The sequence below is a fragment of the Pseudoalteromonas luteoviolacea DSM 6061 genome, from assembly GCF_001625655.1.
Taxonomy (GTDB): Bacteria; Pseudomonadota; Gammaproteobacteria; order Enterobacterales; family Alteromonadaceae; genus Pseudoalteromonas; species Pseudoalteromonas luteoviolacea.
The window spans coordinates 14,867-35,436 of the sequence record NZ_AUYB01000130.1; the positions used below are offsets into that span (position 1 = coordinate 14,867).

Annotated in this window: 22 protein-coding genes; 16 read left to right on the forward strand and 6 right to left on the reverse strand. The window is 42.3% G+C overall.

The features are described from left to right. Positions 1 to 48: 48 nt before the first annotated feature. The 3 genes from N475_RS19830 to lolB all read right to left on the reverse strand — a co-directional run bounded on the left by N475_RS19830 (position 49) and on the right by lolB (position 2,522). Entirely contained in the window at positions 49 to 996 is a 948-nt protein-coding gene (locus N475_RS19830; protein WP_063358080.1) for a ribose-phosphate pyrophosphokinase, read from the reverse strand. Between the two features lie 84 nt (positions 997 to 1,080). Next, positions 1,081 to 1,935, reverse strand: coding sequence for a 4-(cytidine 5'-diphospho)-2-C-methyl-D-erythritol kinase (gene ispE / locus N475_RS19835; RefSeq protein WP_063358079.1), 855 nt, complete (start codon positions 1,933 to 1,935; stop codon positions 1,081 to 1,083). Further along, positions 1,932 to 2,522 (reverse strand): lipoprotein insertase outer membrane protein LolB, encoded by a 591-nt coding sequence (lolB, locus tag N475_RS19840; protein WP_081215998.1) that lies wholly within the window; start codon positions 2,520 to 2,522, stop codon positions 1,932 to 1,934. The genes ispE and lolB overlap by 4 nt, the downstream gene beginning before the upstream one ends. A gap of 83 nt (positions 2,523 to 2,605) precedes the next feature. Here lolB and hemA point away from each other — a divergent pair, with 83 nt between their 5' ends. The 13 genes from hemA (at position 2,606) to N475_RS19905 (ending at position 16,021) form a co-directional block, all read left to right on the forward strand. Beyond that, positions 2,606 to 3,862: a glutamyl-tRNA reductase gene (gene hemA, locus N475_RS19845; RefSeq protein ID WP_063358077.1), complete on the forward strand. Its 1,257-nt coding sequence runs from the start codon at positions 2,606 to 2,608 to the stop codon at positions 3,860 to 3,862. 7 nt (positions 3,863 to 3,869) lie between these two features. Continuing rightward, complete coding sequence (prfA, locus tag N475_RS19850) at positions 3,870 to 4,955, forward strand: peptide chain release factor 1 (RefSeq protein WP_063358076.1); 1,086 nt, start codon at positions 3,870 to 3,872, stop codon at positions 4,953 to 4,955. Next, on the forward strand, positions 4,945 to 5,802 hold the full coding sequence (gene prmC, locus N475_RS19855) for a peptide chain release factor N(5)-glutamine methyltransferase (protein ID WP_405127421.1): 858 nt from the start codon (positions 4,945 to 4,947) through the stop codon (positions 5,800 to 5,802). Before prfA ends, prmC begins: the two co-directional genes overlap by 11 nt. Positions 5,803 to 5,866: 64 nt before the next feature. After that, a complete protein-coding gene (locus N475_RS19860; RefSeq protein ID WP_063358074.1) occupies positions 5,867 to 7,414 on the forward strand; it encodes a DUF3369 domain-containing protein in 1,548 nt (515 codons plus the stop codon). Positions 7,415 to 7,421: 7 nt separating this feature from the next. Beyond that, positions 7,422 to 7,796, forward strand: a complete 375-nt coding sequence (locus N475_RS19865) for a SirB2 family protein (protein ID WP_063358073.1) — start codon at positions 7,422 to 7,424, stop codon at positions 7,794 to 7,796. A 140-nt stretch (positions 7,797 to 7,936) separates the two neighbouring features. Next, entirely contained in the window at positions 7,937 to 8,740 is an 804-nt protein-coding gene (locus N475_RS19870) for a tetratricopeptide repeat protein (RefSeq protein WP_063358072.1), read from the forward strand. Positions 8,741 to 9,186: 446 nt separating this feature from the next. Continuing rightward, on the forward strand, positions 9,187 to 10,038 hold the full coding sequence (kdsA, locus tag N475_RS19875; RefSeq protein ID WP_063358071.1) for a 3-deoxy-8-phosphooctulonate synthase: 852 nt from the start codon (positions 9,187 to 9,189) through the stop codon (positions 10,036 to 10,038). An 85-nt stretch (positions 10,039 to 10,123) separates the two neighbouring features. Further along, positions 10,124 to 11,017: a transcriptional regulator GcvA gene (locus N475_RS19880; protein ID WP_063358070.1), complete on the forward strand. Its 894-nt coding sequence runs from the start codon at positions 10,124 to 10,126 to the stop codon at positions 11,015 to 11,017. Positions 11,018 to 11,030: 13 nt separating this feature from the next. After that, positions 11,031 to 11,672: an alpha/beta family hydrolase gene (locus N475_RS19885; RefSeq protein WP_063358069.1), complete on the forward strand. Its 642-nt coding sequence runs from the start codon at positions 11,031 to 11,033 to the stop codon at positions 11,670 to 11,672. Continuing rightward, a complete protein-coding gene (locus N475_RS19890; protein ID WP_063358068.1) occupies positions 11,665 to 12,033 on the forward strand; it encodes a DUF423 domain-containing protein in 369 nt (122 codons plus the stop codon). Before N475_RS19885 ends, N475_RS19890 begins: the two co-directional genes overlap by 8 nt. A gap of 17 nt (positions 12,034 to 12,050) precedes the next feature. Further along, positions 12,051 to 13,136, forward strand: a complete 1,086-nt coding sequence (gene rlmM, locus N475_RS19895; protein WP_063358067.1) for a 23S rRNA (cytidine(2498)-2'-O)-methyltransferase RlmM — start codon at positions 12,051 to 12,053, stop codon at positions 13,134 to 13,136. A gap of 352 nt (positions 13,137 to 13,488) precedes the next feature. Then, the gene (locus tag N475_RS19900; protein WP_063365832.1) at positions 13,489 to 13,935 is read left to right on the forward strand and encodes a hypothetical protein; all 447 of its coding nucleotides are present in this window, start codon (positions 13,489 to 13,491) and stop codon (positions 13,933 to 13,935) included. A gap of 457 nt (positions 13,936 to 14,392) precedes the next feature. Then, on the forward strand, positions 14,393 to 16,021 hold the full coding sequence (locus N475_RS19905; RefSeq protein WP_063365833.1) for an FAD-binding protein: 1,629 nt from the start codon (positions 14,393 to 14,395) through the stop codon (positions 16,019 to 16,021). 58 nt (positions 16,022 to 16,079) lie between these two features. Here N475_RS19905 and N475_RS19910 read toward each other — a convergent pair whose 3' ends face one another. Continuing rightward, positions 16,080 to 17,297, reverse strand: coding sequence for a glycerophosphodiester phosphodiesterase family protein (locus tag N475_RS19910; protein ID WP_063365834.1), 1,218 nt, complete (start codon positions 17,295 to 17,297; stop codon positions 16,080 to 16,082). 62 nt (positions 17,298 to 17,359) lie between these two features. Next, entirely contained in the window at positions 17,360 to 18,085 is a 726-nt protein-coding gene (gene cysZ, locus N475_RS19915; RefSeq protein WP_063358063.1) for a sulfate transporter CysZ, read from the reverse strand. A 233-nt stretch (positions 18,086 to 18,318) separates the two neighbouring features. On the opposite strand from cysZ, the gene N475_RS19920 reads away from it, so the two are divergent. Both N475_RS19920 and N475_RS19925 read left to right on the forward strand, forming a co-directional pair. Next, positions 18,319 to 18,591 (forward strand): hypothetical protein, encoded by a 273-nt coding sequence (locus N475_RS19920; RefSeq protein ID WP_063365835.1) that lies wholly within the window; start codon positions 18,319 to 18,321, stop codon positions 18,589 to 18,591. 48 nt (positions 18,592 to 18,639) lie between these two features. After that, complete coding sequence (locus N475_RS19925) at positions 18,640 to 19,236, forward strand: CBS domain-containing protein (protein ID WP_063365836.1); 597 nt, start codon at positions 18,640 to 18,642, stop codon at positions 19,234 to 19,236. Positions 19,237 to 19,297: 61 nt separating this feature from the next. Here N475_RS19925 and N475_RS19930 read toward each other — a convergent pair whose 3' ends face one another. After that, positions 19,298 to 19,591: a hypothetical protein gene (locus N475_RS19930; RefSeq protein WP_063358060.1), complete on the reverse strand. Its 294-nt coding sequence runs from the start codon at positions 19,589 to 19,591 to the stop codon at positions 19,298 to 19,300. A gap of 242 nt (positions 19,592 to 19,833) precedes the next feature. Between N475_RS19930 and N475_RS19935 the strand changes: the two genes are divergently transcribed. Beyond that, positions 19,834 to 20,565, forward strand: a complete 732-nt coding sequence (locus tag N475_RS19935) for a TrmH family RNA methyltransferase (RefSeq protein WP_063365837.1) — start codon at positions 19,834 to 19,836, stop codon at positions 20,563 to 20,565. Positions 20,566 to 20,570: the final 5 nt, after the last annotated feature.

The following is a 20,570-nucleotide window of genomic DNA, read 5'->3' on the forward strand; positions in this document are numbered from 1 at the left end:
CAATAAAAAAGCACCAAACGGTGCTTTTTTATTGATTCGAGCAATGAATTAGTGTTCAAACATTGCTGAAATAGATTCTTCGTTACTGATACGACGGATTGTTTCAGCCATCATGTCAGCTAAGGTAAGAACTTTAACCTTATCAAGTGCGCGTAATTCGTCTGACAATGGGATTGAGTCAGTAACGATTACTTCGTCAATTACAGAGTTACGTAGGTTCTCTGCTGCATTACCAGAAAGCACAGGGTGAGTTGCATAAGCAAATACACGCTTCGCACCGTGCTCTTTAAGCGCAGCTGCCGCTTTACATAAAGTACCACCTGTATCAATCATATCGTCAACAATGATACAGTCACGACCTTCTACGTCACCAATAATGTGCATTACTTGAGAAACGTTCGCTTGCGGACGACGCTTGTCGATGATGGCAAGGTCTTTGTCATCAAGAAGCTTTGCAATAGCGCGTGCACGCACAACGCCACCGATGTCAGGAGACACTACAACAACGTCATCGAAGTCACGCTCTTTCATGTCTTCGATTAGCACTGGGCTACCAAATACATTGTCTACAGGTACATCGAAGAAACCTTGAATTTGTTCTGCATGTAGATCCACAGTTAAAACGCGGTCAACACCTACACTAGATAGGAAGTCTGCTACCACTTTCGCAGTGATTGGCACACGTGCTGAACGAACGCGGCGGTCTTGACGTGCATAACCAAAGTATGGAATCACTGCTGTGATACGACCAGCAGAAGCACGACGTAGTGCATCAACCATAACGATAAGTTCCATAAGGTTATCATTTGTTGGGGCACAAGTTGATTGAATAATAAAGACGTCTGAACCACGTACATTTTCATTGATTTGAACGCTGATCTCACCGTCACTAAAACGGCCTACAACGGCATCACCTAACTCAATAAATAAACGTTTTGCAACTTTTTGAGCTAGCTCGGGTGTTGCGTTACCAGCGAAGAGCTTCATGTCGGGCACGGTAGGGTTCCTCAGGCACTGAATTTTTGGACTAACATGCAAAGACTAAAATAGCACAGTCAATACAGGCTAACTTAAACTAATTTACTTCTCTTTATTTAGCCACGTAGCGAGTTGCTTATGAGTAATCGATTCACTTGCACTTTTTGCTACAAAGCCTTGCCAAGAAGACGGCATATCTTGGAGTACACGCTGTGCTGTTTGCTCATCATCAAAAGCGGCAAAGCAGCAACTTCCAGTTCCAGTCATTCTTGACGGCGCATATTTTAGCAACCACGTCAGGGTCTTTTCAACCTCAGGGTAGAGCTTTTTAACCAACTCTTCACAGTCATTACGTGTTTCGGTCATACTCCACGGTGCTTTTAGTTTAGGAGTATCGCGTGGTAAAGCCGGATCAGTGAAGATTTTTGCCGTGCTTACATGCACACCTGGTGCGACCACTAAGTACCACTTATGGGCTTGTTCAAAAGAGCTTAATTGTTCCCCAACCCCTTGAGCTAAAGCAGTTTTGCCATTGATGAATACAGGTACGTCGGCACCAAGTTGTAAACCAATGTTCGCAAGTTCTGATAACGATAGTTGACAATTCCACAACGTATTGAGAGCCAGTAATGTTGTTGCTGCATCTGATGAGCCACCTCCAACTCCACCACCCATGGGTAAGTGTTTCGTTAAATGTACAGTTACCCCTTTTTTTACTCTTCGACGAGGCAATAAAGCCGAGGCAGCCTTGTAGATGAGGTTATCTTCTTTTGGAATACCCTGTACATCACCTGAAATTTCGATGTCGTCATAGTCTGACAACTCAAAAGTAAGCTCATCACCAAAGTCTAGCATAGTAAACAGGCTTTCTAGCTCATGATAGCCATCGTCCCTCTGTCCATTAATATGTAAAAACAAATTTAATTTCGCGGGAGCTGTCAGTGTTAATTTGGTCATTGTTTGTCGAATTGCCATGCATTGATTTGGATTTTTATTGAAATATCTTGGTGAGACAATGTTAGTCGAGCTGGCAATGTCAAACCATTAAAGTTGCGGTAACGCTGATATTGAATTGCCCATATCTTACCATGTTCATCCTGCCAGCTCGCAGTTTTAATATTACCTTGCGGATCTAACTGATAATTGCTGCCCAAGCGTGTTGCTGTAAACCAATTAGGTGCTTGTTTTATCGGCAGCTGCCAGCCACTGAGCCGCTCTATTAAAGGGCCACTTTCTGGTCCAGTATAGGGTTTGCCATCGACAATAATTTCACTGTGATGCGCAAATTCAGTCATTTTTAACACTTGGGTACCAATAAAACTGGTGAGTGTTAAAGCTTGCTTGTCGTTTTTCAATTGCCAATTAAAATTAACAGACTGGCGATCATCATCTGAAATAAAGGCTATTTTGCCTCGGGCTTGCCATAAGTTAAACTGATTTAGGGTGTTCAGGGTTGTTTGTCCCTGAATTGGACCTTTAGGTGATTGCGCACATCCACCAAGAAATAAAAAAAACATGAGCAAAATCAAATGAATTTGTTTCAAATGGGGTTCCTTACTTTCCATATTCGGTTGATTTTTGGTAAAATTGGCCGCTTTAAAGCAGGGCTCGGGCAACACTGGCATTTATGACCATCATCGCACTAGGTATTAATCACAAAACCGCTTCAGTTGAATTACGTGAAAAAGTCGCTTTTTCACCAGAGCAATTGTCTAGGGCTTTGGAACAGCTTAATAAGCTATCAGAGTTTCACGAATCAGTGATTGTGTCCACCTGTAACCGTACCGAAATCTATTGTAGCCTCGACCAAGATAATTCCCAAGCACTACTCAGTTGGCTTGCCGAATTTCATCATATTGAAGAGCGAGAGCTCGCTGAGAATGTTTATATTCATCAAAACCAAGATGCGGTAAATCACTTAATGCGAGTTGCGTGTGGTTTAGACTCCCTAGTGCTCGGTGAGCCACAGATCTTGGGTCAGATAAAACAAGCGTACAACAGCTCTAAAGTTCACCATGTGATCCAGCCAATGTTTGAACGCCTATTTCAAAAAACATTTTCAGTGGCTAAGCAAGTACGAACAGAAACAGACATTGGAGCGAGTGCTGTCTCTGTAGCTTATGCTGCGGTGAACTTGGCAAAACACATCTATGGCAAACTCGATAAAACCAAAGTGTTGCTAATTGGTGCAGGAGAAACCATAGAGCTTGTGGCTAAGCATTTATCTCAACACCACCCTCAGCATATAACAGTGGCTAATCGTACGATTGAACGTGCGAAAAATTTGGCGCAAGAAATCGATGGTGATGTGATTTCATTAGCGCAGCTGCCAGATGAATTACATCATGCTGACATCGTCATCAGCTCCACAGCCAGTACACTCCCTATCATAGGTAAGGGTGTTGTAGAACAAGCTCTGAAAAGACGCAAGTACCGCCCAATGTTGTTTGTGGATATTGCTGTGCCGAGGGATATTGAGAGCCAAGTAAATGAACTTGATGCTGCTTACCTCTATACCGTTGATGACTTGCAAACAATCGTAAACGAAAATATTGCAAGCCGAGAGCAGGCTGCAAAGCAAGCACAAGATATTATTGACGGCAAAACGCGAGAATTTGCAGACTGGCAGCGCTCATTAAAATCGGTTGATGTCATTCGTCAGTACAGGACTTCGGCACAAGAAATAAAAATAGAGCTCGTGGAAAAGGCTGTAAATCAGCTACAATCGGGTAAAGATTCAGAAAAAGTCTTGCTTGAGTTGGCAAATAAGTTGACCAATCGACTGACTCACTCCCCCACACACGCCATTCAAAAGGCTGCAAAAGAGGGAGATATGGAGCGATTGGTGATACTGAAGCAGGCGTTAGGTATTGAACAGGAATAAAATTTAGATGAAAGAGTCTGTCTATCGTAAGTTAGAAAGCTTAGTTGAACGTCACGAAGAAGTTGAGGCGATGCTAGGCGATCCAGAAGTGATTGGCGATCAGAACCGCTTTCGTGCACTCTCAAAAGAGTATTCGGAATTAGAAGATGTAGTAAAAACGTTTACTGCATATCAACAAGCGCAAGAAGATGTCTCAACTGCTGAAGAAATGCTAAAGGATTCAGATCCTGATATGCGCGAAATGGCACAAGAAGAATATAAAGAAGCAAAAGCTGCTATCTCTGAACTTGAAGAACAGTTGCAAGTGCTGATGTTGCCGAAAGATCCTAAGGATGACAATAACGTTTACCTTGAAGTTCGTGCTGGTACAGGCGGTGATGAAGCAGCAATTTTTGCTGGAGATCTATTCCGCATGTATAGCCGCTATGCAGAAACACAGAAGTGGCAAGTTGAAGTTGTGAGCACAAACGAAGGTGAGCACGGTGGCTACAAAGAAGTCATTGCTCATATCAAAGGTGACGGTGTTTATGGCAAACTGAAATTCGAGTCTGGCGCGCACCGTGTACAACGAGTTCCGGAGACTGAGTCCCAAGGGCGTGTTCATACTTCTGCATGTACTGTGGCGGTAATGGCTGAAATTCCAGAGGCAGAGGCAATTGAAATAAACCCAGCGGATCTGAAAGTTGATACCTTTAGAGCGTCAGGTGCGGGTGGTCAGCACGTAAACAAAACTGACTCAGCTATTCGTATTACCCACATTCCAACAGGGGTTGTAGTTGAATGTCAGGATGAGCGTTCACAGCATAAGAACCGTGCAAAGGCACTTTCGGTGCTAGGTGCACGACTTCAGCAAGCGGAAGACGAAAAGCGCCAAGCAGCAGAAGCAAGCGAGCGTCGTAACCTTGTGGGTAGCGGTGATCGTTCAGAGCGTATTCGTACTTATAATTATCCTCAAGGTCGTATCACTGATCACCGCATCAATTTAACTTTGTACAGACTGAATGAAGTCGTCAGTGGTGAATTAGGCGCGATTATCGATCCTCTACTGCTTGAGCACCAAGCAGATCTTCTGGCGGCAATGGGTGACGACTAACGTGACCTGCTCGTCGAATGCCCAAGCAATAGCTTGGGCAACACAGCGATTAGCTGTTTCCTCTGACTCCCCAAAACTCGATGCTGAAGTACTTTTGCTTCATGTTTTAGATAAACCACGCAGTTACTTATTCACTTGGCCTGAGGCAGAGCTCTCTGCGCAGCAGCAAGAACGGTTTAAACACCTCATTGGTAAACGCAGTGAAGGCATCCCCGTTGCGCATTTAGTTGGCGAACGCGAATTTTGGAGTCTACCGTTTTATGTAAACAATAGCACCCTGATCCCGCGTCCAGATACTGAAACATTGGTAGAGCAAGCCCTAGGGTTGGCGCTACCTACAGAGGCAAAGGTGCTTGACTTGGGTACAGGTACGGGTGCAATTGCATTATCACTCGCATCAGAGATGCCAAAGTGGCAAGTGTGGGCAGTTGATTATTCTGAAGAGGCTGTCGCTCTGGCCAAAAAGAACCAACAACGTTTGGCAGTTGCGAATGCCACAATTTTACAAAGTGATTGGTTTTCAAATGTACCTAATCATGCTTTTGATCTGATAGTCAGCAATCCACCGTATATTGAAGAAGATGACGTTCATTTGTCGCAAGGTGATGTTCGATTTGAACCTCTTTCAGCATTGGTAGCGCCTGAGCATGGATATGCTGATATTCGCCATATTGCACTGGCTGCAGTAGATTATCTGGCATCGGGAGGCTACCTCATGGTAGAGCATGGATTTGAGCAAGGTGCAGGAGTGCAAGAGATTTTTGCACAAATGGGGTATGGCAATATACTTACAATAAAAGATATGGCAGGCTGTGATAGAGTAACTTTGGCACAAAAGTTACAATGATGTATAGAATGCAGTAATATTTTTGATAATTAGCGAGCGTCGAATCAAGCGTTAAGGACTCTATATGGATGATTTTTTGTTTTCAGATGAGCCGACCGATGTCACTGAAACCGAGCAAAGTGGCAGTTGGAAAGTAATAATAGTTGACGATGAGCCTGAAGTGCATGCTGTGACAAAACTAGCGCTTAGCGACTTTGAATTTCAAAAGAAAAAACTCGAGTTTCTCAGTGCTTATTCAGGTGAAGAAGCTAAAAAAGTTGTGTTAGAGCATCCTGATGCGGCTATCGTGTTATTAGATGTGGTCATGGAGACCGACGATGCAGGATTAAAAGTTGCCCAATACATTAGGGAAACAGCTAAAAATAACAACATTCGCATTATACTGCGTACCGGCCAGCCTGGTCAGGCACCTGAGCGCCAAGTTATTGTTAACTACGATATTAACGATTACAAATCCAAAACGGAGCTTACCGCACAAAAATTGTTCACAGTGGTGATGTCTAGTTTACGCTCCTATCGCGATATACTCTCTATTGACCAATCTCGACAAGGTTTAGAAAAAATCATTACTGCATCTCGAGATATCTTTGCAACGCACTCGATAGAGCAATTTATTGAAGGCGTTATGCAACAGCTTACTTCGTTGTTGGGTACGGTAGATGAAGCTATGTACGCAACTTCATTAGTGGCAAGTAATGAACCAGATTCTAGCGGAGAAGATTTAATCGTATTTACGGGTCGTGGTGAGTTTGAAAAGTGTGAAGGCAAACCGATAGAAGATGTCTTAAATGACGAACAATATCTGGCTTGCAAAAAAGCACTAAATGAAAAAACGATTGTTTATAAAGACAACTATCTCTTTTCATATTGTTCTAGTGAATACAATCATGCATCAATGCTGTTTGTTTCAGGGATTCCAGAATTTCTTACAGATACGCAAAAACACTTAATTGAAATTTTTTCTCAAAATGTGCAATTGGCCTACGAAAATGTGCAACTTCAGGCAGAGATAGAAGATACTCAGCAAGAACTGGTATACCGTCTCAGTGAAGCTTTAGAGATGCGCTCTACTGATTCGGGCAATCATGTAAAACGTGTTGCGCATATTTGCCATGCGCTTGCCGTTGGTTATGGTTTAAGTAACAGAGAAGCTGATTTAGTGAGAATAGCTTCTCCGCTTCATGATGTAGGCAAAGTGGGTATTCCCGATGCAATTTTAAACAAGCCAGCGAAATTGGACGAGGATGAGTGGCAGGTGATGCAAACACATGCCAAAAAGGGATATCAATTACTGCGTGATTCAAGACGTGAAATTGTTAACGCTGGTGCATTGATTGCACGTGACCATCATGAAAAATGGGATGGAACGGGCTACCCTAAAGGTGCAAAAGGTGAAGAGATCCACATTTTTGGCCGTATTGTAGCGCTTGCAGATGTTTATGATGCCTTGAGACACCGTCGCTGCTATAAAGAGGCGTGGGACCTACCCGAGGTTGTTGAAGAAATTAACAACCAAAGCGGTATGCATTTTGATCCTAAATTAGTGGCCGTGTTCAACGATATCATTGATGACCTGGAAGCAATATTAGCACGCTTCCCAGATAAATTATGAGGTTAACGTGGATTACATTGCTTTAAAGCACACTCACATGGCGTTTGCACTACTTAGTGTAGCGCTGTTTTACACTCGCTCTATATCTCGTCTAGTCACGGGGAAAATAGCCGGTAAAAAAGCGGTTTTTATTGCCAGCCATGGTACAGACACCCTGTTACTGATTTCTGCTGTGTACCTTGCTGTAATGGCGGGGCTTACACCTTCTTCTCAACCTTGGTTGATGGAAAAAATCATTTTAGTGTTAGGTTATATTGGTTTAGGCTTTGTGATAGCTAAGTCAACGCAAAAGTCTAAGCAGATTGTCGCCTTATTTGGCGCGACAATCATCATTGCTGCAATTGGTTATCTTGCTGGAACCAAAAACGCTTTTATTTTGTGACCTCATTTACTTTTAAACGAATCGCTGTGTGAGCTCTGTACCTTACTTACACAGCGCCTGCCAAAAATAGCACTTGGGAATGGACTAAAAAGTGTTACACTACGTCCTTATTATTTACACATGGGTTAGCAGTACAGTCTATGACAGATACCTGGTTTGATGAACAACAAGAGTTAAGCGTGAATTATTCGGTTCCAGCTTTACTACGAAGTATTTATGCTGAGCAACGTTGGGATGCACAGGCTGATACTGAGCAGACTCTATGTTTGCTTGCCGAGTTAGAATTATCTATTGATGACATGCGTGCAAAAGAAAAAGATTTGCATAAACGCGTAGATTTGCTGTTGGATACCTTTTATACCAAGTGGTTATTTAGCGGCACTGGGCAAAAAGTTCCTGAGTATTTACTTAACAATATTAGCTATGTTCTGAAGATGCGTAGTGGCACCAGTACTGCGTTGGCGTTAATACTTGCGCATTTACTTGAACGCGCAGGATTCAATGCAACCGTTGCCCTGATGCAAAGTGAAGTAATTGTACATATAGCGTTGAGTGGCGAAGAAGGCTACATCATTGACCCAAGCTCTGGGCAGCAATCTTGGTATATTTCTCCTGAAAATGATGCAGAAAAAGATCAAGAGCCGATGGAGCTTGTAATTGGTGATGAGGCATTTAAGTTATACCTCGCGCAGCAAAAGTGGTCTTTTATTGCTGCCGAAAAATTTAGTCATGCTTTAAGTTGTGTTGAGTTGCTCATGGAACTACTAGGCGATGATCCTTATGAAAGACGTGATCGCGGCTACTTATTAAATCAACTAAACTGTCCAAAAATGGCCAAAGATGATCTCCAGTATTTTGTTGATGAATGCCCCGATGACCCAACAATAGATATCATTCAAAGTCAGATCGAAGAACTCGCTGATCATAATAATATTTTGCATTAATGCGGTCAGCGCACATCAAAACGTATAAGTAAAAGTGAAAGTTTACGTCCATATATCGACTAACAGTGAGTAGTCAAAGCCGTTGTTACAATATATCCTCTAAAAGTAGGTAATACGTCAGCGGTTTTAACGCTTGTGTCGGATGTAGACAAGACATCAAAAACGTCTACATCTGCAGCGCATCGAGATAGCTGATAGGGGAAGCTTAGATATCATTTGCAGTCATGAATTAGAGAATGCGTTTTTAAGGCTTTGATAGGATGTTTAGTATCCCACCCATTTATTACCGTAAGTTTAAGATATAATTAAAAATTCATGTATTGGCAGGGGATAATTGTGTCACGGAAAAGCTTTTAATAAAAAGCTTGTCCCTGCTGAAAGTATACAAAATATGCCGTGTAGAGCGAGAAACTGCACAACATATGTCGTTAAATTTGGAATTGAATATGAATACACAAATAATAAAAGTTGGAACAACCGAAGTTGCTAACGATAAGCCATTTGTACTGTTTGGCGGTATGAATGTACTGGAGTCGCGAGATTTAGCGATGCAAATCGCAGAACATTATGTTGAAGTGACTTCGAAGTTGAAAATCCCTTATGTATTCAAAGCGTCTTTTGACAAGGCGAACCGTTCTTCGATTAACTCATACCGAGGCCCAGGTATGGATGAAGGGCTAAAAATATTTGAAGAGATTAAAAATACTTTTAACGTCCCTATAATTACCGATGTACATGAACCATATCAAGCTGCGCCAGTGGCCGAGGTGGTTGATGTGATTCAGTTGCCTGCATTTCTCGCTCGTCAAACCGATTTGGTTGTTGCTATGGCAAAAACGGGGGCAGTGATCAATGTTAAAAAACCACAGTTCCTAGCACCACATGAAATGCGTCATATCATCAAGAAAATCAATGAAGCAGGTAATGAGCAAGTCATTCTTTGCGAACGTGGTAGCAGTTTTGGCTACAACAACTTAGTGGTTGATATGTTGGGTATGGATGATATGAAACATATGGCGCCAGTTATTTTTGACGCGACGCATGCACTACAACGACCCGGTGGTCGTTCGGATTCGGCTGATGGCCGCAGAGCACAAGCGGCAGAGCTAGCACGCAGTGGCATGGCGCTTGGGTTGGCTGGCCTGTTTATTGAAGCGCATCCGGATCCAAATGTGGCTAAGTGTGACGGTCCTTGTGCACTACCTTTGGCTAAACTAGAGGGTTACTTGGCACAAATGAAAGCAGTGGATGAGCTGGTGAAGAGCTTTGAACCGTTAGATACAAGCGCGAGTCTGTAAAACGCTTGCAAAGCCCTGCGCAGTTTAATCTGCGCAGCAGCTCATATAAAAAACCCGACTTTAAAACATGTAAAGGCGTCCTGCTATGTCGAGAAGGTTACCACCGCTGAATGCTTTAAAAGCTTTTGAAGCAGCAGCACGGCACCTGAGTTTTACCAAAGCTGCTGAAGAACTGTTTGTCACACAAGCTGCAATCAGCCACCAAATTAAAACACTAGAAGAGCATTTAGGTTTAAAGCTCTTTTTGAGAAAAAATCGTTCGCTATTGCTTACTGAAGAAGGGCAGGGATATTTTTTAGATATCAAAGATATATTTTCCCAACTAATTGATGCAACAGAAAAACTACTTGCCAGAGGGGCTAAGGGCTCACTAACTGTGAGTTTAACGCCTAGCTTTGCAATTCAGTGGTTGGTGCCAAGATTGAGCAAGTTTAATGAGCTATTTCCAGACATTGATGTACGAATAAAAGCGCAGGATTTAGATGAAAACTCTCTGACTGATGATGTTGATGTTGCGATTTACTATGGCCGCGGAAATTGGAATGGGGTACAAACTCACAAGCTACATACGGAATACTTGGTACCATTGTGCAGTCCACTTCTTTTAAATGGTCCAAAACCACTTAATAGCCCCAATGACCTTGCTAATCACAATTTATTGCACGATACCACACGACGTTCATGGAAAGCTTGGTTAAAAACGGCTGGGGTGAGGAATGTCCCTGCAAACACAGGGCCTATATTCAGTCACTCATCCATGGTTTTACAAGCTGCTGTGCACGGCCAAGGGGTTGCACTGGGCAATAGTGTTTTGGCTAAGCCTGATTTAGATGCAGGCCGTTTGGTTATTCCGTTTAGCCACAGCTTAGAAAGTAAAAATGCCTATTACTTAGTTTGTAGAGAAGCCCAAGCTGAATTAGGTAAGATTGTTTCATTTAAAGATTGGATGCTCAGCATGGTTGAGCAAGAGCAGATATAAATAGAAGGTTCAGATGACTGACAGTGTCACTATTCAATGGCTCAAAGCGAGTAATCCTATTGCGCAGCTTGTTTTTGCTCATGGCGCGGGTGCGGGGAGTGATTCAGAGTTTATGCAAGATATGGCGCAAAAGCTTTCCCACGCTGGAATTAGCGTCGCATTGTTCGATTTTGAATACATGGAAACAGCCAAGGCGCAAAACAAAAAGCGTCCACCAGATCGAGCGCCTAAGTTGTTAGCTCGTTATGAGCAGGTGTTGTCTCAGTTAGATGCAGAGCTGCCTTTATTTATTGGTGGTAAGTCAATGGGTGGGCGAATGGCCTCTATGTTGGTGTGTGAAACCCAAGCACTGATAAGTGGAGTGCTTGCTTATGGCTATCCATTTCACCCACCAGGAAAGCCCGAAAAACTGCGAGTCGATCACTTTGATAAGATCACATGTCCTTTTTTAGTGATGCAGGGAGAAAGAGATACCTTTGGCAACAAAAGTGAAGTCTCAGCTTTGTCACTTGGTAAAACACCAGAGCTGTTCTGGTTACCTGATGGTGATCATTCATTAAAGCCACGTAAAGCGAGCGGTTTTACCGAGCAACAAAATAGGCAGTCGGCAGTAGCGCGTACAGTTCAATTTATTGAGGATGTGCTTAATGGCTAAGCTATTTTTAATTATTGGTAGCACATTTTGTATGTTATCTGTCGCGTTAGGTGCATTTGCAGCACATGGGCTGAAAAGCCATGTCAGTGACTATGCCGTAGGGATATTTAAGACAGCCGCTGAATACCAAATGACCCATGGGTTGGCCATAATCGCGGTAGCATTTTTGATAAAATGGGGCATGCAAATAAAATGGGCAGGTTATTTGTTTAGCGTTGGGGTTTTACTATTTAGTGGTAGTTTATACTTACTAGCACTTACTGGTGCAAAATGGTTGGGCCCTGTCACACCGATTGGTGGTATGTGTTTTATTTTTGGTTGGTTGATTATGATCTATAAGTCAGCTAAGCAGTCATTCTAATCTTGGGAACATTTTAAATGTCGAGTGTAGTAATTTATTGTCGCAGTGGGTTTGAAAATGATGCAGCCGCTGAAATCAATCATCATGCTCAGCTACAAGGCGTAGCAGGTTACGTAAAAGCAAAGCCTAATACAGGATTTGTCACGTTTGAGTGCTTTGCTAAAGAGGATGCTGAAAGACTGCTCAAACAAATCGATTTCAAAAGTTTAGTGTTTGCAAGGCAGTGGTTTGCCGGAACTCTTTTGTCAGGAATGCCGTTAGAAGACCGAGTGGGTGAGATAAAGCAATGTGTTGCTGATTTCCCGTTGTGTGGTGAACTGAGAGTTGAGACCCCTGATACAAACGAGGGCAAAGAACTCTCTAAGTTTTGTAAAAAGATCTCGACTCCACTGGCAAAGTCACTAGAAAAACAAAATAAGCTAACACGCAATGTAAAGCCACAAAAACCCGTTTTGCATGTGCTTTTTTTGGCAAATGACACTGCATATGTGGGTTTCTCATTTAGTGACAATAACTCACCATTTTTTATGGGGATCCCACGCCTAAGAATGCCAGCTGATGGTCCAAGTCGCTCAACATTGAAGCTAGATGAAGCATTCAATGTGTTTTTAACCAAAGAGCAGGCAGAGGATCGAGTTCGCCCGGGGATGCGTGGCGTTGATTTAGGTGCGTGTCCGGGAGGCTGGACTTACCAGCTTGTAAGGCGGGGTATGTTTGTCGCCGCTATCGATAACGGCCCTATGAACGATAAGCTGATGGAGTCAGGCCAAGTAAAACACTTCAGAGAAGATGGATTTAAATATCGCCCAGAAAAACGCAATATCGACTGGCTGGTATGCGATATGGTTGAAAAACCAAGCAAAGTAACGCAGTTAATGATCGATTGGATAGTAAATGGGTTTGTGAAAGAGCTCATCTTTAACCTAAAGCTACCGATGAAAAAGCGCTTTGATAGCGTTTATGAATGTTTGCAATTAATCGACGACGAACTTGCACATTACAATGTGGGCTATAAGTTACAAGCCAAACATCTCTACCATGATCGTGAAGAAGTTACAGTACATATCCAAGTACTCAAAGTGCCACAAAATTTGTATAGCTAATATTGATTTGCGGCATTTATAGGGCAGTGAATGTTGCAAATTTTATTGTGTAACCCCCCACTATTTATTAATTTTCTTTAAATCGATTGCTAGAGCTTAAATTGATGCATGCTGCCCTATCACCTGCAAGATCAAGAAGTAACTTAAGGGGCACATTGACAAGTCTTGGCCACTCAAATGATGGCACTGTAATACCAAGAGTTAACCGCTTTATGTATAAGCACTATGGTGTGACCCCTAGAGATAGCCATGGTGCGCAATTTTTTCGGAAGTAGATATGATATTAAACAGATTCAAGAGCTATGTGGGTATACTAACACTATCAATATGTTTATTGATTACTAAGGAGTCAGTGGCGTGTACATTTGCAACTGATGAATATATGTTAAATCATGAGAAAATGATCCAACAGTCAGCAGATATTTATCTTGTAAAAGCAGTAAGCAAAAAGCGAGAAAACAAGGTTATTACTACCACATTTAATGTACTTGATGTTGTAAAAGGACGTGATAGAAAGCAACTAACTATATCCTTTCCAGACTTTGAATATAATGAAAAATCATCACATCGGTTCATGACGGACTTCGCTCTTCATAATGATGATAAATTTTGGAAGGATGGCGTGGGTCGAAGTCAGATACTAACCAACTGTGAGACGGTTGCTAGCTTCAGATTGGGTTATGGCTATTTATTATTTCCTAAGTTTAAGTCAAATGCTAAAGGAGCAGAGATTATTAACGATACGTCTGATAAATGGTACCAATTCGTAAAAGAGCGTGTTGAAGCTAAATTAAATTAGCTACGTAAAATATTCTCTAAATTGGGGCCGTCGGTGCTTTATAATCATTAAAGTTCGGGCGGCTTTTTCGACAATTTCACGAAAAAATGAATGCGCTGTGACGTAACTTGTATTTAGTTAGGGAGTTAATGGCGTTTTAAAATAGCGCACTTTGAATTCAAATCTGCCACAAAGCTGTGGCTTTCAACATCCAACAGCAGTGCTCTTTTATACTTATTTATAATTCCCAGAAATATTTTGAAACACTATGATGCAAGTGCTTACATACCCAGTGCCTTATTAAATTAATGCAACTATCAATTTCATGCATATAAAATGCATCATCCTTTAGTCTAACTTCTATACAGTTCTTGTCCTTTTTATTGCTACATTGAAAAAGCTGCGCAAAGCTTCGTGCCGGAATTGGCTGGTGGCCGGAGTGGCGTAGCCGATAACAATAACATGTAAGGAAAGTACTATGGATAACAATGATAAAGATATATCTTCACAGCCTGTCGAAGCCACTTCTCGCCGCAGCTTTTTGAAAAAGTCGCTTGCTGTTGGCGGTGCTATTGGAGCTGTTCCACTAGCACTAAATTCAGCATCCGCACAGGCTCGCGGTGAATATGGGCAATATCATAAAGTATATGGTAATGATCCAAGATACATCTCGATGCTGATAGGGTCTAACATGCGCTTTTTGAGCCAACCAACCTATATTGGGGCTTGCAGTTCGGCTCATGAAGTCTATATGGCTGCACGTGATGCGATAGCGCAAGGCAAACGTATTACTGTGCGTGCAGGGGGCCATTGTTATGAAGGGTTCGTCAATAATGACAATGGGGTTGTTATTGATATTAGTAATATGGATCGTATCTACAAAGATGGTGACTACTATGTCGTAGAAGCGGGTGCAAACTTGGGCCATACCTACAAAACGCTGTTTAAAGAATTTGGTAAGATTATTCCAGCAGGTTCGTGCTTTGGTGTTGGTATGGGGGGGCATGTTTGTGGAGGCGGCTTTGGTATTCACTCCCGCTTATATGGGCTATCAAGTGACTACTTGGCGGGAGTTGAGCTGGTTTCATTTAATGAATGGGGTGGGCAGGCAAACTATCCAAGAAAGTTCTTCAAAGGTCAGTCTGTTGAAGCCGATGAAGTAGTTTGGGCACACCAAGGTGGTGGTGGTGGTAATTTTGGCATTGTGACTAAATACTATTTTAAAGACTTGCCGGATGTACCAGCATTTGTCCATGCGCAGGAGGTGGCTATCCCATGGGCAAGTTTAGATTACGCCCAATTTGCTGCATTACTTAAAAATTATGGTGAGTTCTGGACTAAAAACAATGGTCCCGATAATCGCTTTAATGCGCTTCACTCCTCCATGTCGGTACCAAACTCAGTAGGTGGTAGCGGAGACATTCGTATACAGTTGTTTAGCAGTGGGGACCCTAGGTTAATTGATGAGTTTTTAGATGCGGTGTTTTCGCCAGCACAATTGGCTGAAGCAAAAGTAGGCTTGCGTACTTCTGATCATATGGGACAGCAAAGCCAAGAAAATGCGCCGCCGAGACCCACTCCGCCTGGCAGCTATTTTAGCTTACCTTGGTGGTACGGAACGCAATATAATGCGGGTCCACTGATTGGTGCTCGCGGGAAAAACAAATCAGCCTATATGAATAAACCATTTCCAGAGTCTCAAATTCGTACTTTGTGGGATGAATTACGCAATGGTGATTACCTAAGTCCAGGAGGGATAGTTCAAATCTCTTCGTATGGGGGGCAAATCAATGCTCTGTCATCTTCGGACACAGCGGTCTCTCATCGCAGCTCGGTGATGAAACTACAATATCAAACGTATTGGTTTGAGCCTAATCACGATCCTTACCACATAGGGTGGATGAATGGCCTGTATGAGAAAATGTATGGTAATGCCGGCCCTGTGCCAGACGGCACGATGGATGGCTGCTATGTAAACTATGCAGATGCGGATATTCAGAATTGGCAATATTTATACTACAAAGAGAATTATCCGAGATTGCAGCAAGTTAAGCGGCTTTTAGATCCTACCAACCGGTTGAATCATGCTCAATCTATTGAAGTGTAAAAATTAGAAGTTTGCAAACGATGCGCATTGGAGTGCGCATCGTTTATTTTCAGAGTACTTAATAGTAACGGTTCATACAGTTTGCATAAAAGGTTGTAGTAGCAGGCCAATCGCTGAATACACCTTTTACACCCACTTGCTTAGCCAAAACATCTAGCACGATGTAAACATCACCTTCGGTTTTAATGGCGTCGCTTATTCCTTGATAATACCACCCACCACCTTGAGAAATGAGCCCTGAACGCTCAAGCGTCCATGTAATAATATCTAAGTTTGCAGCTTTGGCAGCATGTGCATATTCAGATGGGACAATTTTCCCATCGCTATCAAGTGTCAGCAGCACCCACAGTGGTGGAGCAATGATATTAACACCACTATCTTTGATCTCCTCCATAGAAGGTTTCCACGTTTCTGGATTACTTGGGTCAAACTTAGGGTCGTCATAGCGTCCGTCTAGATAAACACCCTTACGACCATAGCGCGTGTTATGACGCCAGTATTGTACATCCTCAATATTAAATGATTGCGGTAATACTCGGTGTGACGGTACGCGAGCAGTTCTGTACTCATCAATCATTTTTTGGGCATAATCTTGCTGTGTCATGCCTTCATATGGCATTGGTACCTGAGGTGCTTTGAGCTCAGGTGTCATTTTTACGCGTAACGCTTTGAACAGCTCAATACTTTCAGCGTGGCTCATCAATGTGCCAGTTGCAGAGTACAGATCTGTGCGCCAGTTTGCAGTCCCTTTCACGTACTCTTCTACTGAGGTTGCATTCGGGTTTGCACCGTCCATTTTACCTTTTAACTGCTTAAATTCTGCCAAGGTTAAGTCAGAGGCGCAGCACTGAGCGCTGGCAGGCGTGCCAGTAGCGGGATCTGCTGGCGTGAAAGGTTGAGTACATTTTGCGGCGAGTTCGGGTCGCAGCAAAATGTCTGTGCTGGTATGGAGATCACATTGTGCGTGACGACAAACGAGTTCTTTGTCTTTGGTAAATGTAACATCACACTCTAAAACACCTGCGCCCATTCTGGCAGCCGCAATATATGACTCTTTTGTGTGTTCAGGAAACTGTGTTGGTGCACCTCGGTGACCAATTGAAAAGTCGCTTTTAAAGAAGGGTCTATTAACACATCTAGAGAGCTTTGTTTTAAGTGCGCTCGGTGCCATTTGATCCAATAAATAAAAGGGGCGAGGGCCAAGTTGTGCAGTGGCATTTGCGTAGGCACTGCTAAGCAGTGCCGTACTGATCACGATTTTAGCTAAAGTTTTCATAACATCCTAGTATGGTTTTTTTTAGCTATTATCGGGATGAATTGTGACGTTTATATGAGCACTTAGCGATAGTTATTGCGATAGTTTTCAACCCAAAGCTTGGTTGCTCCACATACCGCAGCCGGCATCACAATTAAGTTCACAAAAGGAATCGCTGTTAGCACAAATACAGCGAACCCAAACCCGTAGGATAGCCCTTGCTGACCTTTTAGATCTTGCTTCATTTGATTGAAGCTAATTTTATGATTATCAAATGGGTAATCATTGTATTGCACGTTGTACATCCAGCAAGTGAACAGTATCCAGAGTAGTTGACCAATAAATGGAAGAAACCACAGCATAAAGAAAAAGACTATTGCGCGTGGTAAGTAGTATTTGAGTTTTGTCCATTCCCGGCCAATCATACGGGGTACATCCTTTAAGATTTCGGCAAAGCCATCGTCATTAATTTTTTGACCAGTGAGGTGCATCTCTACTTTTTCAGATAGCAGGCCGTTAAATGGCGCTGCAATAAAATTAGTGATGACAGTAAACACCATACTGTAACTAAATAGAATAATGACAATGGCCAGAGGCCACAACAGCCACTCTAACCAACTTAAAATACTCGGCAGCATTGACCTTAGGTATTCGAATCCTTGTGTCAGCCAGTCAAAAAGAAAAAAGAGTGAACTACCAAATAACAAAATGTTGATTAGCAGTGGAATAAAAACAAAGCGCTTGAGTCCTTTTTGGCCCAACATGGAAAATCCAGCAATGAAATACTCCATCCCTTTGGTTAATTGCATAAGTAAACTCTAAATTAGGAACAATTGATATTTATTATAATCGCTTCTGAAAATTAACGTAGCGCTTTTTTGATCTGCATCATTGCAAATAAAACACAATAAATTCAGTGGCTAGGCTGTCAATGTCACACTCTCTTACAATTCTACTAAGTAATTTATAAGGGGACCCCTCTTGTAAACACGGAAATGAGTCCATACACTAAAATTATCGACTTACATTGGAATCATCGAATATGCGTATCTTTCATGTGCTATTTGCATTGAGCTTTGCGACGTTACTATGCGTAACGGCGGCAGGCGCTAATGCGGCCGATGAAAGACAGCAAATTGTCGAAGTCCAGGCTGATATTGATGTCCAGTTTGTAGACGTTGATTTTGATGATGCCATGGTGCTCTATGCACCAAAACGTGACTATGTTTGTATCCAATGCAGCTCCGTCACACGTTTTGTTTTTCAATCTAACTCCACGCTTACCAAGCAGATCCGCGCACCACCTGTTCACTAAACACGCTTAATTTAAAACTTTCTTTATTTAATAATCGTGAGGTGAATCATGAGCTACTATCGTGCGCTTGAAACAAATACGGTAAATACAAATGCCGTAGCAAAAACAAATTCAAATTTGATTGGTACTATTGCGACTGGTGAAATACAAGAGCAGTTGCCAGCAGAGCAATTTTTACATCCGTTACCAACAACCGAAGTGGACCAATATGCCACCATAGATGAGGTATTGTTGGTATTAGATAAAACCCGTCAAGCAACTGCGCTGGTAATTGATATTAATGGCCAGCAACTAGGCTTCATCTCAATGGCGCAACTGGGCAGCCGGTTTATTTTGGCAAAAGCTCAGGCACTAGGCTGTACTCGCAATGAGCTGACAGTCAGTGATGTTATGGTGCCTTTATCTGCGCTTCGTCAGGTATCTACAACTCAGGTTTTAAATGCACGAGTGGGCGATATTATGGCGACAATGGAAGAAGATGGTCTAGCCTATTTACTCGTAGTCAGCCTGCAAGACGAGCATGCAGTTGGCTACTATGATTTTATTGATATGGTAAAAAGCAGTAGTCGTACTATGACGGCTTTAAAGCCAAGTAGTAATTTCAATGATGTGGTTGAACACGTTTTACACCACAGAGAAATGTAACAGTTCCCCCAAAGTTAATGTAAATTAAAGCCAAGGCATCGTTAAGATGCCTTTTTTCGTTCTATGGCAGCTTAACGTTGTGTCGCTTAGCGTACCAATAAAATATTGGCAACTCGATAAGTGTAAAGCTGATCAGGGTAAACCAAGGCCAAGTAACATCAAACAAAACTAAGCTGAACTTTACTCCAGTGCCAAAGTACACAGAGCCGACGACGCCCAAAGATATCATTGAAGCAATGAAGTCTTGTACAGAAATTTTTCTGAAATCGTTTCCTGCATATTTGGGGTAAATAATGAAATAGGCTATCAATAAAATAGCGGCATTAAGTATGATTATGCTTAGCTCTGGGGACATAACAGCGTCTCAGATAGTTAAAAGTGGGCGAAATTCTAATGTGTATGGAGCTTTATCTCGAAGTATCGAAGGTATGCGCTCTACTGCTTGCCATTGTAATCGTATATCTACGAGTCTGCAAAGTACACAATATATATACAAGAAATTAGTTTGATGTGCATAGAAGCTTTGTTATCCGTAATTACACTGCCTTTTGTGTTTGATTCTGTATATACTTCGCTTCTTAACCAAATGAGGTGAGTATGCTGTCTAAAAACCAACAAAAACTAGTTAGAGCGCTGGCACAAAAGAAATATCGCAAGCAACACGGTCTTTATTTAGTACAAGGTGAAAAGAATGTACTAGAGCTGCTTGTTGCTCAAATTGAAGTTCAACAAATTTTTGCGACGCCTCAATTTGTCAACACTCACCAAAACGAGTTAAAACACAGTAAGGTCATTGAATGTGACGAACAATCGCTAAGCAAAGTGAGTACACTAGTGAGCAATAATGCCGCGATAGCGATTGTGCCTATCCCAGAACAACAAAGTATCGATAAAAGCGGTTTGGTTATAGCGTTGGATGGCGTATCTGACCCAGGTAATCTTGGTACAATTATTCGTGTTGCTGACTGGTATGGATTAAAACAAATCATAGTGAGTGAGGACTGTGCTGATCATCTGAACCCTAAAGTGATCAGCGCAACAATGGGATCATTTGCTCGTATTAACGTTGTTCGTACCGACTTATCACATTTTTTAAGTCACTATAAAGGTGCTGTTTATGGTGCCTATTTAGATGGACAAAGTGTTCACAAAGCTGAATTCAATCAGAGTGGTGTATTGGTTATGGGTAGTGAATCGCATGGAATAAGACCACACTTAAGTCAGTATATTAACCAACCCATTACAATACCAGCATTTGGAGGGGCAGAGTCACTTAATGTGGCAATGGCCACAGGAATCATTCTTGATAACATACGCCGCTCGGTGTAGCGTGA

What these genes read in the sequence shown, in the direction of transcription:
- N475_RS19910 (WP_063365834.1), bottom strand. Translation starts at nt 17,297, where the DNA reads ATGAAAACTTTAGCTAAAATCGTGATCAGTACGGCACTGCTTAGCAGT.
- kdsA (WP_063358071.1), top strand. Translation starts at nt 9,187, where the DNA reads ATGAATACACAAATAATAAAAGTTGGAACAACCGAAGTTGCTAACGAT.
- ispE (WP_063358079.1), bottom strand. Translation starts at nt 1,935, where the DNA reads ATGACCAAATTAACACTGACAGCTCCCGCGAAATTAAATTTGTTTTTA.
- N475_RS19880 (WP_063358070.1), top strand. Translation starts at nt 10,124, where the DNA reads ATGTCGAGAAGGTTACCACCGCTGAATGCTTTAAAAGCTTTTGAAGCA.
- N475_RS19905 (WP_063365833.1), top strand. Translation starts at nt 14,393, where the DNA reads ATGGATAACAATGATAAAGATATATCTTCACAGCCTGTCGAAGCCACT.
- N475_RS19870 (WP_063358072.1), top strand. Translation starts at nt 7,937, where the DNA reads ATGACAGATACCTGGTTTGATGAACAACAAGAGTTAAGCGTGAATTAT.
- N475_RS19935 (WP_063365837.1), top strand. Translation starts at nt 19,834, where the DNA reads ATGCTGTCTAAAAACCAACAAAAACTAGTTAGAGCGCTGGCACAAAAG.
- cysZ (WP_063358063.1), bottom strand. Translation starts at nt 18,085, where the DNA reads ATGCAATTAACCAAAGGGATGGAGTATTTCATTGCTGGATTTTCCATG.
- N475_RS19920 (WP_063365835.1), top strand. Translation starts at nt 18,319, where the DNA reads ATGCGTATCTTTCATGTGCTATTTGCATTGAGCTTTGCGACGTTACTA.
- prfA (WP_063358076.1), top strand. Translation starts at nt 3,870, where the DNA reads ATGAAAGAGTCTGTCTATCGTAAGTTAGAAAGCTTAGTTGAACGTCAC.
- N475_RS19925 (WP_063365836.1), top strand. Translation starts at nt 18,640, where the DNA reads ATGAGCTACTATCGTGCGCTTGAAACAAATACGGTAAATACAAATGCC.
- N475_RS19860 (WP_063358074.1), top strand. Translation starts at nt 5,867, where the DNA reads ATGGATGATTTTTTGTTTTCAGATGAGCCGACCGATGTCACTGAAACC.
- hemA (WP_063358077.1), top strand. Translation starts at nt 2,606, where the DNA reads ATGACCATCATCGCACTAGGTATTAATCACAAAACCGCTTCAGTTGAA.
- N475_RS19890 (WP_063358068.1), top strand. Translation starts at nt 11,665, where the DNA reads ATGGCTAAGCTATTTTTAATTATTGGTAGCACATTTTGTATGTTATCT.
- N475_RS19885 (WP_063358069.1), top strand. Translation starts at nt 11,031, where the DNA reads ATGACTGACAGTGTCACTATTCAATGGCTCAAAGCGAGTAATCCTATT.
- rlmM (WP_063358067.1), top strand. Translation starts at nt 12,051, where the DNA reads ATGTCGAGTGTAGTAATTTATTGTCGCAGTGGGTTTGAAAATGATGCA.
- N475_RS19930 (WP_063358060.1), bottom strand. Translation starts at nt 19,591, where the DNA reads ATGTCCCCAGAGCTAAGCATAATCATACTTAATGCCGCTATTTTATTG.